At 71.6% G+C, this 13731-nt stretch carries 16 protein-coding genes; 10 read left to right on the plus strand and 6 right to left on the minus strand.

Annotation, left to right across the window (positions count from 1 at the left end; all coding sequences use genetic code 11):
• Positions 1–156 precede the first annotated feature (156 nt).
• Both ACE101_RS23715 and croR read right to left on the minus strand, forming a co-directional pair.
• Positions 157–975 carry a TrmH family RNA methyltransferase gene (locus tag ACE101_RS23715; protein ID WP_379134898.1) on the minus strand — a complete coding sequence of 273 codons (819 nt, stop codon included), beginning with the start codon at positions 973–975 and terminating at the stop codon, positions 157–159.
• A gap of 13 nt (positions 976–988) precedes the next feature.
• Positions 989–1456 carry a 3-hydroxybutyryl-CoA dehydratase gene (gene croR, locus ACE101_RS23720; RefSeq protein WP_379134900.1) on the minus strand — a complete coding sequence of 156 codons (468 nt, stop codon included), beginning with the start codon at positions 1454–1456 and terminating at the stop codon, positions 989–991.
• A gap of 198 nt (positions 1457–1654) precedes the next feature.
• On the opposite strand from croR, the gene ACE101_RS23725 reads away from it, so the two are divergent.
• A complete protein-coding gene (locus ACE101_RS23725) occupies positions 1655–2542 on the plus strand; it encodes a metallophosphoesterase (protein ID WP_379134902.1) in 888 nt (295 codons plus the stop codon).
• Between the two features lie 132 nt (positions 2543–2674).
• The gene (locus ACE101_RS23730; RefSeq protein WP_379134905.1) at positions 2675–2896 is read left to right on the plus strand and encodes a hypothetical protein; all 222 of its coding nucleotides are present in this window, start codon (positions 2675–2677) and stop codon (positions 2894–2896) included.
• Positions 2897–3005: 109 nt separating this feature from the next.
• On the opposite strand, the gene ACE101_RS23735 is transcribed toward ACE101_RS23730, so the two are convergent.
• On the minus strand, positions 3006–3383 hold the full coding sequence (locus ACE101_RS23735) for a 4a-hydroxytetrahydrobiopterin dehydratase (RefSeq protein ID WP_379134906.1): 378 nt from the start codon (positions 3381–3383) through the stop codon (positions 3006–3008).
• A gap of 214 nt (positions 3384–3597) precedes the next feature.
• On the opposite strand from ACE101_RS23735, the gene ACE101_RS23740 reads away from it, so the two are divergent.
• The 8 genes from ACE101_RS23740 to ACE101_RS23775 all read left to right on the plus strand — a co-directional run bounded on the left by ACE101_RS23740 (position 3598) and on the right by ACE101_RS23775 (position 11526).
• Positions 3598–4569 (plus strand): ABC transporter substrate-binding protein, encoded by a 972-nt coding sequence (locus tag ACE101_RS23740; RefSeq protein WP_379134909.1) that lies wholly within the window; start codon positions 3598–3600, stop codon positions 4567–4569.
• A gap of 67 nt (positions 4570–4636) precedes the next feature.
• The gene (locus tag ACE101_RS23745) at positions 4637–5371 is read left to right on the plus strand and encodes an ABC transporter permease (protein ID WP_379134912.1); all 735 of its coding nucleotides are present in this window, start codon (positions 4637–4639) and stop codon (positions 5369–5371) included.
• Complete coding sequence (locus tag ACE101_RS23750) at positions 5352–6122, plus strand: ABC transporter ATP-binding protein (protein ID WP_379134914.1); 771 nt, start codon at positions 5352–5354, stop codon at positions 6120–6122. The genes ACE101_RS23745 and ACE101_RS23750 overlap by 20 nt, the downstream gene beginning before the upstream one ends.
• 16 nt (positions 6123–6138) lie before the next feature.
• On the plus strand, positions 6139–7095 hold the full coding sequence (locus ACE101_RS23755) for a quinoprotein relay system zinc metallohydrolase 2 (RefSeq protein WP_379134917.1): 957 nt from the start codon (positions 6139–6141) through the stop codon (positions 7093–7095).
• A 455-nt stretch (positions 7096–7550) separates the two neighbouring features.
• Positions 7551–9353: a lanthanide-dependent methanol dehydrogenase XoxF5 gene (xoxF5, locus tag ACE101_RS23760; protein ID WP_379134920.1), complete on the plus strand. Its 1803-nt coding sequence runs from the start codon at positions 7551–7553 to the stop codon at positions 9351–9353.
• Positions 9354–9491: 138 nt separating this feature from the next.
• Entirely contained in the window at positions 9492–10103 is a 612-nt protein-coding gene (locus ACE101_RS23765; protein WP_379134923.1) for a c-type cytochrome, methanol metabolism-related, read from the plus strand.
• A complete protein-coding gene (gene xoxJ, locus ACE101_RS23770) occupies positions 10103–10972 on the plus strand; it encodes a rare earth element methanol dehydrogenase accessory protein XoxJ (protein ID WP_379138880.1) in 870 nt (289 codons plus the stop codon). Before ACE101_RS23765 ends, xoxJ begins: the two co-directional genes overlap by 1 nt.
• A 53-nt stretch (positions 10973–11025) precedes the next feature.
• A complete protein-coding gene (locus tag ACE101_RS23775; protein ID WP_379138883.1) occupies positions 11026–11526 on the plus strand; it encodes a PQQ-dependent catabolism-associated CXXCW motif protein in 501 nt (166 codons plus the stop codon).
• On the opposite strand, the gene folK is transcribed toward ACE101_RS23775, so the two are convergent.
• Genes folK through folP form a run of 3 tightly spaced genes read right to left on the minus strand, consistent with a single transcriptional unit; the run spans position 11516 to position 13201 of the window.
• On the minus strand, positions 11516–12031 hold the full coding sequence (gene folK, locus ACE101_RS23780; RefSeq protein WP_379134926.1) for a 2-amino-4-hydroxy-6-hydroxymethyldihydropteridine diphosphokinase: 516 nt from the start codon (positions 12029–12031) through the stop codon (positions 11516–11518). The two genes, ACE101_RS23775 and folK, sit on opposite strands and share 11 nt — an antisense overlap.
• Complete coding sequence (gene folB / locus ACE101_RS23785) at positions 12024–12392, minus strand: dihydroneopterin aldolase (protein ID WP_379134929.1); 369 nt, start codon at positions 12390–12392, stop codon at positions 12024–12026. Before folB ends, folK begins: the two co-directional genes overlap by 8 nt.
• Entirely contained in the window at positions 12392–13201 is an 810-nt protein-coding gene (gene folP, locus ACE101_RS23790; protein ID WP_379138886.1) for a dihydropteroate synthase, read from the minus strand. The genes folB and folP overlap by 1 nt, the downstream gene beginning before the upstream one ends.
• Positions 13202–13731 lie beyond the last annotated feature (530 nt).

Here is a 13731-nt window from a genome sequence, read left to right on the forward strand (position 1 = left end):
CACTCCTCGCGCGCCTGGCCCGGATCGACCGGAGATCCCCTCACAGTCCAGTTCTGGGGCGCGCGGGCATCCCGGCAATAGCCGCTCCATGCCGCACCGGCATTTTGCGTGATTCTCGTCCGCTGACGATCGGATCGCGTCCGAGGCAGGCGCCGGTCAGCCCCGCGCGACGGCGAGCCGCGGACCGGCGAGGCGATGGAGCGCCACCGCGCCCGCGACGGACACGTTGAGGGAATCGACGCCCGGCGCCATGGCGATGCGCACCCGGCGGGCCCGGGCCATCAGCGCCTCCGGCAGGCCGGTCCCCTCGGTGCCCAGCAGGAGGAGCGCCCGCGGCGGGGGCGGCAGCGCCGCCAGATCCTCGGCCCCGCCGGGGGTCAGCGCCACCGGCACGAGGTCGTGCCGCGCGCAGAGCCCGAGCAGGGCCTCCCCGTCCGGCACCCGGCCGAAGGGCATCGTCAGGGCGGTCCCGGCGGAGACCCGGATCGCCTTGCGGTAGAGGGGATCGCAGCTCCCCGCATCGAGGAGCACCGCATCCGCCCCGAAGGCGGCGGCGTTGCGGAACAGGCCGCCGACATTGTCGTGGTTGGCCAGCCCCACGAGGCCGAGGAGCAGGGCGGGCCCCGGCGGCACCAGGGCGTCCGGCTCGGGGGGCGGGCCGCTGCGCCCGATCGCCAGCACGCCCCGGTGGATCGGGAAGCCGGCGAGCGCGCTCATCACCGGGCGCGGGGCGACGTAGAGCGGAGCCTGCGTCCCGGCTGCGGCGATGGCCGGCAACAGGCCCGGCAGGCGCTCGGGCGAGAGCAGGATCGAGTCGATGGCGAAGCGGGCGCGGGGCGAGAGCAGCACCCGCAGCACCACCTCGCCCTCGGCGACGAAGCGGCCCTGGCGTCCCACGAGATCCCGCTCGCGGATCGCCGCATAGGCGGCGATCCGCGGGTCGGCGGGATCGTCGATGGGGATCGGGTCGGGCACGCGGGCGCGCCGCTCAGCCTTTGGCCGGGCGGGCGGCGAGCGGGTCGGCCTCGGCCTTGGTCGGCACCTTCACCAGGGCCTCGCCGTCGAGCACGGTCTCGCCGTTGACGGTGCAGGTGCATGTGAGGCGCGCGCGGCGGCGCTCGGGCACGAGTTCGGCGACCTCGACGGTGACGTCCACCGTGTCGCCGATGCGCACGGGCGCGCGGAAGTTCAGGCTCTGGCTGATGTAGACGGCGCCCGGCCCCGGCAGGCGGGTGCCGAGCACCGCCGAGATCAGCCCCGCCGTGTAGAGGCCGTGGGCGATGCGGGTGCCGAACGGCGTGCGGGCGGCGAAGTGCTCGGAGAGATGGATCGGGTTGCGGTCGCCGGTGATCTCCGCGAAGCCGACCACGTCCGAGGAGGCGATGGTCTTCGTCAACGTCTCCGCCATCCCGACGGCGAGATCCTCGAAGTATAGAACGCGCAGTTCGGGCAGCATGGCGTCTCTCTCCCTCACGCAGCATTGCGCCATGCGCGGCCTCGCACAGGATGAGGGGGAAAATCCAGTGTCCGAAGGTCGGGGAGGGCCGGAACGCGCCGCCGGGCCCTGCACCATCGGCGAGGCTCGGCGAGGCTTGGCCTTGCCGGGGCGGCACGGCATAGACGCCGGGCCCGCCACCGCGACGGAGCGCCCAGGATGCCGACCGACGACACCTTTCCGGCCTTGCGCCCCACCCTGCGCCTGTTTCCGCTCTCGGACCTGCATCTGGAGCGGCGCAAGGCCGCCGACCTGCCGCCGCTCGCGCCGGATTTCGACGTGCTCGTCTGCGCGGGCGACGTCTGGGAGGGGCAGCCGGAGCGGGGACTCGCCGTGCTCCTCGATCTCGCGGGGGAGCGCCCGGTGGTGCTGGTGCCGGGCAACCACGAGCATTACGCCCCGGCGGGCGACCCGCGCACGGCCCCGGCCCTGCTCGCGGCGCAGGAGGCGGAGGTCGCCCGGATCAACAGCGCGGCGGGCCGGACCCGGATCGCGCTGCTGCGGGCGGGCGCCGCGACCGTGATCGGCGGCGTGCGCTTCGTCGGCGCCACCCTGTGGAGCGACTGGTCCCTCGCCGGGCGCTGGCTCAAGCCCGAGGCCCCGAACCGCCCGGCGGATCCGGTCGCCGACGCGGCCGCCCGCATGACCGACCCGCTCACCGGCTCGCGGGAATATCGGGCGATCCGCCTCGCCGACGGCACCGCCTGGACCCCCGCCGCCGCGATGGCGGCGCATGCGGAGGACCGGGCCCGCCTCGCGGCCGCCCTCGCCGTGCCGCATGCGGGGCCGACGGTGGCGGTGACCCACCACCCGCCGATCGCCGAGGCCGCCGACCGCTACCGCGACGCCCCGGGTGTCCCCTGGTGGGTGCCGGCCTTCTACGCCACCACGCTCCTCGACGATCTCCCGGCGGCGCACCGGCCGGCCCTGTGGATCTCAGGCCACTTCCATGCCGGGCACGATCTCGTGCTCCATGGCACGCGCTGCGTGGCGAACCCGGTGGAGGGGCGCAGCTTCGAGGCCGGGAAGGTCGTGGCGGTCGGGTGATCCCGCGCCCTCGTCCTGAGCGCGGTTGGCCGGGGAAACGAGGGAGCGCCCACCCGATTCCCACCGCCGCGGACCCCTTGGCGCCGCGAATCCGCGCCCCATCCTGCTCCGACCCCCGACCGGAGCGCTCCGATGAACGGCTTCCTCGCGATCGTGCTGATCTGCGCCAACGGCATCGCGGTGCAGGATTGCGAGGAGGCCACCGCCACCGACGTGTTCAAGACCAAGGTCGCCAACGAGATCGGCTGCGCCAGCGGCTGGCAGGAGATCATCGCCCGCTCGGAGGTCCGCGCGGGCATCGGGCAGACCGCCTATCTCAAGACCCAGTGCAAGCGCATCCGCCAGAGCGGCTGACCTCTCATACGGTTTCCGGATGATCGCTTCGCGATGCGGAAACCGGCCTCGCTCAGGCGCCGCGCGGGCTCGTGATACGATTTCCGAAAGTGATCTTCCGGAAACCGTATCACTTGTCGTACTTGATGTAGGCGAAGCGCGGGTCGGCCGGGGTGCCTTCGAGGGCGCCGCCCTCCAGGCCCGGCTGCCAGCCCACCACCTCCTCGATCTTCCGCGCCAGGGCGAAGTCCTTCTCGGTGATGCCCTTCGCCGAATGGGTGGTCAGCCGCACCTCGACCCAGGCGTAGGAGGCGGTGAGGTCGGGGTGGTGCCACGCGGCCTCGGCGAGGTGGCCGACGGTGTTGATCACCATCAGCGTGCCCTTCCAGCCGTTCGTCTTGTAGACGCGCTTGATCCAGCCGTCCTCGTAGTGCCACGCGGGCAGGTCGCGGGCGATGCGGTCGGCGATGGCGCTCGGCTCCAGCACGGCGTCGCGGGTCACGGCCATGGGACGTCTCCTCATCCGCTCGACGAAAGTACGGGTGACCGGGGGCGGGCGGGCGCCCCAAGGTCGGCACCGCCGGCAGCGGCGCGATGGCGAAAAGGTGAACCGGCACCCGGCCTTGCGCAAGCCTGCGTGGTGGACGGAACCGGCGGCTCTCCTTAACGAGGGCGCCGGATGAAGCGGCCGGACGGACCGGACCGGATCAGGGAGGAGCGCGATGCTCTCACGGCGCGGATTGCTGGCGGCCGCCGCCCTCTGGCCGCTGCCGCTCGGCGCGGCGGAGGCGGGCGCGCTCCGGGTCGGCGTGCTGCCCTTCGGCACCGTCTCGTGGGAGGCCGCCGTCATCGCGGAGCGGCGCCTCGATGCCGCCCAGGGCTTCGCCCTGGAGACTCTGCGGCTCGCCGGCAACGACGCCGCCCGCATCGCCTTCCAGGGCGATCAGGTCGACACCATCGTGTCGGACCTGCTCTGGGCCGCACGCCTGCGCGCCGAGGGCAAGCCGGTGAAGTTCCTGCCTTATTCCTCCACCGAGGGCGCCCTGATGGTGGCGGCCGCCAGCCCGATCCGCACCGTGGCCGACCTCGCGGGCAAGCGGATCGGCGTGGCGGGCGGAGCCCTCGACAAGAACTGGCTCCTCCTCAAGGCCCGGGCCGAGAAGGACGGGCTCGACCTCGAACGGGCCGCCCGGCCGGCCTTCGGGGCGCCGCCGCTCCTGATGCAGAAGCTGGAGACGGGCGAACTCGACGCGGCGCTCCTCTACTGGACCTTCTGCGCGCGGCTGGAGGCGAAGGGCTTCCGGCGCCTGATCGGTGCCGATGAGATCGCCGGCGCCTTCGGGGTGGAGGGACCGATCGCGCTCCTCGGCTACGTCTTCGACGAGGCGCTCCTGCAGCGCAAGGCCGCGGTGGTGGCGGCCTTCGCCCGGGCCTCGCGGCAGGCCAAGCAGGCGCTCCTGACCGACGAAGGCGCGTGGCGCCCCGTCCGCCCCCTGATGGCGGCCGAGGACGAGGCGACCTTCGCGACCCTCAAGCGCGACTTCCTGGCCGGCATTCCGCGCCGGCCGGTGGCCGCGGAGCGGGCCGATGCGGAGCGCCTCTACGCCGTGCTGGCGCGGCTCGGCGGCGAGCGGCTCGTCGGCAGCGCCACCGCCCTGCCGGAGGGGCTCTACTGGGATGCGCCGAATGGCTGAGCGGGCTGCGCAGGCGGCTTGCCCCCGCGGGCGCGGCGCCCTCCCGGCCGGGCGGGCGTGAGCCGGCATGGCCCTCGCGACGCGCCTGCTCTCGGCGCTCCTCCTCCTCGCGGCGTGGTGGCTGGCGAGCCGCTTCACCGACCTGCGCACGCTGCCCTCGCCCGAGGCCGTGGCGGCCTTCGTATGGCGCGAGACGCAGAGCGGCGACATGCCCCGCAACGTCGGCATCACCCTGTGGCGGGTGGCGCTGTCGTTCCTCCTCGCCATGGTGACGGGGGCATGCCTCGGCATCCTGCTCGGGCGGCTGCGGACCGCCGACCGGCTCCTCGACACGCCGCTCCTCGTGCTCCTCAACACCCCCGCCCTGGTGATCACGGTGCTGGCCTATATCTGGCTCGGCCTCACCGAGACGGCGGCGATCCTGGCGGTGGCGCTCAACAAGATGCCGAACGTCGCCGTGATCATGCGCGAGGGTGCCCGCGGGCTCGATCCGGGGCTCGAGGAGATGGCGCAGGCCTTCCGGTACGACCGCCGCACCTGGATCCGCCACGTGCTGCTGCCGCAGCTCGAACCCTTCGCGGTGGCCGCCGCCCGGTCCGGGCTGTCGCTCGCCTGGAAGATCGTGCTCGTCGTCGAGCTGCTCGGGCGCCCGAACGGCGTCGGCTACGCCATCTCCTACTATTTCCAGCTCTTCGACGTGACCGCCCTGTTCGGCTACAGCCTCGTCTTCAGCGCCGTGATGCTGGCCGCCGACACCCTGCTGCTCCAGCCCCTCGATGCGCATGTCCGACGCTGGCGCTAAGTTCGACGCCGGGGTCGAACCCGGCGCCGGTCCGGCCGTCGCGGTCGCGATCCGCCGCAAGACCTATGCGCGCCGCGGCGAGCGCGTGGAGGCGGTGCGCGACCTCGCCTTCACGGTGGCGCCGGCCGAGACCGTCTGCCTGATCGGCCCCTCGGGGGCGGGCAAGACCACGACGCTGCGCATCCTCCTCGGCCTCGACCGGGACTTCGAGGGCAGCGTCGTCCCCGATCCCGCCTCCCTGGCGACGGGCATCGTGTTCCAGGAGCCGCGGCTCCTGCCCTGGCGCACCGTGGAGCAGAACGTGCGCCTCTCCCTGCCGCGCCCGGAGCGCGGTCGGCCCCTCGGGGGCCTGTTCGAGGAACTCGGCCTCACGCCGTGGCGCGACCGCTACCCGGGCGAGCTCTCGGTCGGCATGGCCCGCCGGGTGGCGCTGGCCCGGGCGCTCGCCATCGAGCCGCGCCTCCTCGTCCTCGACGAGCCCTTCGTCTCCCTGGACGATGCCGCCGCGGCGGCCTTGCGCGGGGCGGTCTTCGGCGCGGCGCGGCGGCGGCGGGCGGCCGTGCTGATGGTGACCCACAACGTGCCCGAGGCGCTGGAGGTGGCCGACCGGCTCCTGCTGCTGACGCCCCGGCCCGCGCGCCTCGTCGCCGCGGTGCCGCTCGCGACGCCGAAGGCCGAGCGCGGCCGCGCCTGGCTGGAGGCGACCCGCCGGGACCTCGCCGCCCGCTTCCCCGAAACCGTGGCGGCCTGACATTCGGAGATCCGCGATGCGCGCCCTTCCATCCTGGCTCCTCGTCGCGGCGCTCGCCCTGCCCCCCGGCCCGGCCCCGGCCGTCCGCGCGGAGGAGGCACCGCCCGCCGCGGCCGAGACCGCGCCCCTGCCGGTGCAGGAGGTGGCGCCCGGAATCTTCGTCCATGCCGCCCCCTATGCGCTTGCCGCCCGGAGCAACGCGGGGGCGATCGCCAATGCGGGATTCGTCGTCGGGACGGAGGCGGTGGCGGTGATCGACACCGAGGGAAGCCTCGCGGCGGGCCGGCGCCTGCTCGCGGCGATCCGCGCCAGGACCGCGCTGCCGATCCGCTACGTCGTCAACACGCATGTCCACCCGGACCACGTGCTCGGCAACGCCGCCTTCGTGGCGGAGGGCGCGACGTTCGTCGGCCACCGGAACCTGCCCGACGCCCTGGCCGCGCGGGCCGGGAGCTACCTGCAATCGAACGCCCCGCTGGTGGGACCGGCCTTCGCGGGCACGCGGATCGTGCCGCCGACCCTGCTCGTCGAGGACCGGCGGGATCTCGATCTCGGCGGACGGGTGCTGCGCCTGGACGCGTGGCCCACCGCTCACACCAACAGCGACCTCACGGTGCGCGACCTCGCCACCGACACGTGGTTCCTCGGCGACCTCCTGTTCGTCGGCCACGTGCCCGCCCTGGACGGGCGGCTCGCGGGCTGGATCGCCGTCCTGCGCCGCCTGAAGGCGGAGCCCGCCGCCCGGGTGGTGCCGGGTCACGGCCCGGCCGTCGTGCCCTGGCCCACGGCCGCCGGCCCCATCGACCGCTACCTCGCGACCCTGGAGACCGAGGTGCGGGCGATGGTGCGCGAGGGCCGGCCGATCGGCGAGGCCGGCGAGGCGGCGGCCGGCGAGGCGAAAGACTGGTCACTCTTTCGTGAATTCAACGCCCGAAACGCAACCACGGCGTATCAGGAACTCGAATGGGACTGAGCGGCATCCGTCGAATCCGATCACTCCATTGAGGTTCAGAGCCGGCTCATCCTGAGACAAGCGGCCTCATCGGCGTGCCGCTCGATTACACAAGTCGTTGATGATGCAATGCAGCAATTTTGCGCTGCGATGCAGCGCAGAGGGAAATTCGTACTTAAGTCACCCTTTTCGATGCCGAAACCGCTGCGGACGGGCACCGATCGTTGTTGACGCCGCCTATTTTTCTCTTAGAGTTCGTTCAGCTTCGGTTTCCAACGGTGCCGCCAGGGGAGGGCGGTTGCCGGTTCGCAGACACGGCATGCCCCAACGGCAGAACAAGCCCGGGCCAGCAACCAAGCCTGTTGTGACACGCTGCCGAAGCATAAAAGACGTCCCCAAACGCAAACAGCAGGTTCGTGCCGCCATGCTCCTGAATCCAGGGGCGGGTCACGCAAATGCACCTGTCGGAGGAATCCATGAGAGCGGTCCATCTCCTCGCGTTGAGTGCCGGCGTTCTGGGCGTGACGCCCGCCCTGGCGAATGACGATCTGATCAAACAGATCGCGAACCCGGCGCAGCAGGTTCTGCAAACCGTCGACTACGCCAACACCCGCTATTCGAAGCTCGACCAGATCAACACCGGCAACGTCAACAAGCTGCAGGTGGCCTGGACGTTCTCGACCGGCGTGCTGCGCGGTCACGAGGGCTCGCCGCTGGTCGTCGGCGACATCATGTACGTGCACACGCCGTTCCCGAACATCGTGTACGCGCTCGACCTGAACCAGGACGGCAAGATCGTCTGGAAGTACGAGCCGAAGCAGGATCCGAACGTGATCCCGGTGATGTGCTGCGACACGGTCAACCGTGGCCTGGCCTATGCCGACGGCAAGATCATCCTGCACCAAGCCGACACCACCGTGGTCGCCCTCGACGCCAAGACCGGCAAGGTCGCGTGGTCGGTGGTCAACGGCGACCCGAAGAAGGGCGAGACCAACACCGCCACCGTGCTGCCGGTGAAGGACAAGGTCATCGTCGGCATCTCGGGCGGCGAGTACGGCGTGCGCTGCCACGTCACCGCCTACAACCTGAAGGACGGGAAGCTCGCTTGGCGCGGCTACTCGATGGGTCCGGACAGCGAGATGCTCGTCGACCCCGAGAAGACCACCTCGCTCGGCAAGCCGGTCGGCAAGGATTCCTCGCTGAAGACCTGGGAAGGCGATCAGTGGAAGCAGGGCGGCGGCTGCACCTGGGGCTGGTTCTCCTACGACCCCAAGCTGAACCTGATGTATTACGGCTCGGGCAACCCCTCGACCTGGAACCCGAAGCAGCGCCCCGGCGACAACAAGTGGTCGATGACCATCTGGGGACGTGACGTCGACACCGGCGTCGCCAAGTGGGTCTACCAGATGACCCCGCACGACGAGTGGGACTACGACGGCATCAACGAGATGATCCTCACGGATCAGAAGGTTGACGGCAAGGATCGTCCGCTCCTGACCCACTTCGACCGCAACGGCTTCGGCTACACCCTCGACCGCGCGACCGGCGAGCTCCTCGTCGCCGAGAAGTTCGATCCGGTGGTGAACTGGGCCTCCAAGGTCGACATGGACAAGTCGTCCAAGAACTACGGCCGTCCGCTGGTCGTGGCCAAGTACTCGACCGAGCAGAACGGCGAGGACGTGAACTCGAAGGGCATCTGCCCGGCGGCTCTCGGCACCAAGGACCAGCAGCCGGCGGCCTTCTCGCCCAAGACCAACCTGTTCTACGTGCCGACCAACCACGTCTGCATGGACTACGAGCCGTTCCGGGTGAGCTACACCCCGGGCCAGCCCTATGTCGGTGCGACCCTGTCGATGTACCCGGCCCCGAACAGCCACGGCGGCATGGGTAACTTCATCGCGTGGGACGGCGTGGCCGGCAAGATCAAGTGGTCGCTGCCCGAGCAGTTCTCGGTGTGGTCGGGTGCGCTTGCCACCGCCGGCGACGTGGTGTTCTACGGCACGCTCGAAGGCTACCTGAAGGCCGTCGACGCCAAGTCGGGCAAGGAGCTGTACCGCTTCAAGACCCCGTCGGGCATCATCGGCAACGTGATGACCTACGAGCACAAGGGCAAGCAGAACATCGCCGTCCTGTCGGGCGTCGGCGGCTGGGCCGGCATCGGCCTCGCGGCCGGCCTGACCGACCCGAATGCCGGTCTCGGCGCGGTGGGCGGCTACGCGGCCCTGTCGAACTACACGAACCTCGGCGGTCAGCTCACCGTCTTCACGCTGCCGAACTAATCGGTCGCAGGTTCTACCCGTACATAAGTCTGGCCGGCGCGGGTTTCCGCGCCGGCTTCCTTATGATTATGATTATGCGGACCTCGGGACCCCGGCCCGCGATGGGGGGCTCTCGTCGTATACAGGGAGAAACGTCCGTTGCGTCACCTCAGCACGACCGCCCTGCGGCCCGTCCTGGCCGGCCTCGCCCTAGCAACCCTGTCCGTGGTTGCCGTATATGCTGAGGGTGCCAAACCCGCCGATCCGGCGCTCGCCAATTCGCTCAATGCCAACGACAAGACCGCCGAGGTCGACCAGAAGGTGCTCGACAAGGCGCAGGCCACGAAGGTGGAGGACGGCAAGTACCTCGACGCCGACGGCCATCCGACCTTCCACGTCAGCGACAACGGCAAGAAGGTCGACTGGTACGCCTATTCGGGCTACCGGCGCTATCATGCCGAGTGCCACGTCTGCCACGGCCCGGACGGCATGGGCTCGACCTACGCCCCGGCCCTGAAGGACTCGCTGAAGCACCTCTCCTACGAGGAGTTCATCGGCATCCTGGTCGGCGGCAAGCAGGACGTCAGCGCGTCGCAGCAGCAGGTGATGCCGGCCTTCGGCGACAACAAGAACGTGATGTGCTACGCGGACGACCTCTACGTCTACCTGCGCGCCCGCGCGGCCGGCGCCATGGGCCGCGTGCGCCCCTCCGACAAGGAGGACAAGCCCGAGGCGGCCAAGAAGGCCGAGAAGGAGTGCCTGGGCGGCTGATGGCCCGGGCCGGCGCCTCCCACGCGACGGGCCGGCTGCTCGCCGGCCTCGCGGTCCTGCTGATGGCGGCGGGACCGCGGGCCGCTGTCGCGCAGCAATTGCCCGACCTCGTCACCACCGACGCCCTGCGCGTCTGCGGCGATCCGGGCAACATGCCCTTCTCCGACCGCAAGGGGGAGGGGTTCGAGAACCGGATCGCCGCGATCCTCGCCGACGAGCTGAAGGTCCGCTTGCGCACCTACTGGTTGACGCAGGGGCCGGGCTTCGTGCGCAACACGCTGGGCTCGGGCCTGTGCGACGTGATCATCGGCTCGGCGCTCGGCACCGATCTCGTCCAGAGCACCAACCCCTATTACCGCTCGGCCTACGTGCTGGTGTCGCGCCGGGGCGACCTCCCGGGCGTCGGCGCCCTCGACGATCCACGGCTCAAGGGCAAGGCGATCGGCGTGGTGGCGGGCACGCCGCCGGTGAACCGGATGGGGGATCTCGGCCTCGTCGGGTCGATGCGGCCCTACGCGCCCTACCAGTTCGATCCGTCGAACCCGCACCAGACCGTGTCGGCCCAGATCGTGGCCGACCTCGCCGAGAAGAAGCTCGACGCGGCGATCCTGTGGGGCCCGGCGGCGGGCTGGCTCGCCCGCCAGAGCGGGGTGCCGATGGAGGTGGTGCCTCTCCTCAGGGAGCCCGACCGTCCGGCGCTCACCTACCGCATCGCGATGGGGGTGCGGATCAACGAGAACGAGTGGAAGCGCACGCTCAACACCGCCCTGCGCAAGCGCCGGGCGGAGATCGAGCAGGTGCTGCGCGACTACGCGGTGCCGCTCCTCGATGAGGAGCAGAATCGGCTTCTCGACGAAGCCAAGCCGTGAAGCGGGCCGCCTTGGGGTATGGTGTCCTGGCGGCTCTCGCGCTGCTGGCCCCGATGCGGCCGGCCGCCGCCGCGCCCCCGCCGCCCGAACCCTCCGGCTACCGCAACGACAACTTCCGCTCCCCCACGCCCGCGACGCTTCAGGGCGCGCGGGTGGTGACGACGGAGGAGGCCGAGGCGCTGTGGCGGGCGGGCGTGCTCTTCGTGGACGTGATGCCCCGGCCGCCGCGGCCGGCCACGCTGCCCGCGGGGACGATCTGGCGGGATCCCCCGCACGAGAGCATCCCGCACGCGCACTGGCTCGCCAATACCGGCCTCGGCGCCCTCGCCCCGGAGACGGAGGCCTATTTCCGCGACACCCTCGACCACCTGACCGGCGGCGACAGAGGCAGGCCCCTGGTGTTCTTCTGCCTGCGGAACTGCTGGATGTCGTGGAACGCGGCGAAGCGGGCGCTGTCCTACGGCTACCGCCGGGTGATCTGGTTCCCGGACGGCGCCGATGGCTGGAGCGACGCGGCGCTCCCTCTCGAGCGCCTGCAACCGGTCAAGCCCTGAGGGGCGGTCCGGCGGCGGGGGCGCCCCCGGCCTCGTCCGGCTCGATGCCGGTGCGGTCGAGCTTCGCCAGCGCCTGCGTCACCGTTTCCCCGCCGATCACGAGGCCGGGCGCGATCTCGGCCAGGGGCACGAGCACGAAGGCGCGCTCGCGCACGAAGCGGTGGGGCAGGACGAGGCGCTCGTCCTCCACCACGGCGCCCGCATAGTGCAGCACGTCGATGTCGATGACGCGCGGCCCCCAGCGCCGCTCGCGCACGCGGCCGAGCCGCGCCTCGACGGCGAGGCAGGTCTCCAGCAGGGCGTGGGGCGGCAGGGTCGTGTCCACCCCGACCGCGGCGTTGAGGAACCAGTCCTGATCGGTGTCGCCCCAGGGGGGCGTGCGGTAGAAGCGCGAGCGCGCGGTGATGCGGATGCCCGGTGCCGCATCGAGTTCGGCGATGGCGCGGGCGAGCATCGCGGCCTTGTCGCCGAGATTGCTGCCGAGCCCGAGATAGGCCTCAGCCATGGCGCGTCCTCGTGACCTCGACCGAGACTCCGTCGAGGATGGCCGGGATGGGGGCGGAGGGCTTGTCGACCCGCACGGTGATCGCCGTGAGGGCGGGGAAGCGCGCGAGGCTCTCGGTCGCGATGGTCTCGGCCAGGGCCTCGATGAGGCGGAAGCGCCGGCCGGTGGCGATCTCCGTGGCGAGGGCCGCGAGGTCGGCGTAGCTCACCGTGGCGGCGATGTCGTCGCTGCGGCCGGCCGCGCGCAGGTCGAGGCTGACCTCGAGGGAGAGGTAGAAGCGCTGGCCGAGCCGGTTCTCCTCCTCCAGCACGCCGTGATGGGCGAAGACCGCGAGGCGGTGGACGAGGATGCGGTCGCCCATCAGGCGGCTCCCCCGCGGGCGGTTGCACCACTCGCGGCGGGATCCCGGCGCATGATGGCGTCGATCACCTGGCAGGCTTCGACATGGGGGCGCACGTCGTGGGCGCGCACGATGTCGGCGCCGAGCGTGGCGGCGGCGGCGTGGGCGGCGATGGAGCCGAACAGCCGGTCGGCCGGCGCCGTCGCGGTGTTGTGGATGCGCCCGAGCAGGGATTTGCGGGAGATGCCGACGAGGAGCGGAAAGCCGAGCGCCCGCAATTCGGGCAGGCGGCGGATCGCCTCCAGGTGCTGCTCCCAGCTCTTGCCGAAGCCGATGCCCGGATCGAGGACGATGTCGCGCTCCGGGATGCCGGCCTTCGCCGCGATGGCGAGGGAGCGGTCGAAGAACCGCTTCATCTCGTCGAGGATGTCGAGGCTGGCATCCACGCTCTCGCGGTTGTGCATCACGATCACCGGGGCGCCGTGGGCCGCGGCGACGCGGGCGATGTCGGGCTCGCGCTGGAGGCCCCAGACGTCGTTCACGATGCGCGCGCCGGCCTTGAGGGCGGCCTCGGCGGTGGAGGCCTTGTAGGTGTCGATGGAGATCGGCACCGGGCAGGCGGGCGCGACCGCTTCGAGGACCGGGACGACGCGGGCCTGCTCCTCCTCGGCGGGGACGGGCACGTGGCCGGGCCGGGTGGATTCCCCGCCGATGTCGAGGATGGCGGCGCCCTCCGCCACGAGGGCGGCGGCCTGGGCCCGGGCGGCCTCGCGCTCCTGGAAGCGCCCGCCATCCGAGAAGGAATCCGGCGTGACGTTCAGGATACCCATGACCAGGGTGCGCCGGCCGAGTTCCGGCAGCAGGGCGGCGAGGACGGCGGGATGGTCGGTCACGGGAACCTCGGCGGGATCGGCGCGGGACGTCTCCCGCGCTTATGCCGGATCGCGGGCGGGGCGCAACGTTCGGCGGCGCGCGGGACATCCGCCGCGGCGTCGTACCTTGGGCGGGGTCGCGGCGTCCGGCGCCCGCGGCAGGGGAGGGGCGGCGGCCCGGATGCTCCCGGAGCCGCCGGGTGTTGCGATCCGCGCGCCCGTCAGGACAGGCGGCGCGCGATGGACGCGATGGAGACGACCGCAACGATCGGCTGGTTTCAATCCGTGCCCCCGCGAGGGGGCGACCTTGACAGCGGCGACCGCCCGTTCAGTATCAGTCTTGTTTCAATCCGCGCCCCCGTGAGGGGGCGACTTCCCTTGTGTAACCCACACCGGCCCCGAACAGAATGGCGACGGTTGCGCGAACCGGGGGAGTGACGGCGCAAGGAATCGGTCGCGAACCCGCCCCACCATCCGCTGCCCCACGA

Origin of the sequence: Methylobacterium carpenticola (assembly GCF_042748905.1) — a bacterium.
In the GTDB taxonomy this organism is placed as follows: Bacteria; Pseudomonadota; Alphaproteobacteria; order Rhizobiales; family Beijerinckiaceae; genus Methylobacterium; species Methylobacterium carpenticola.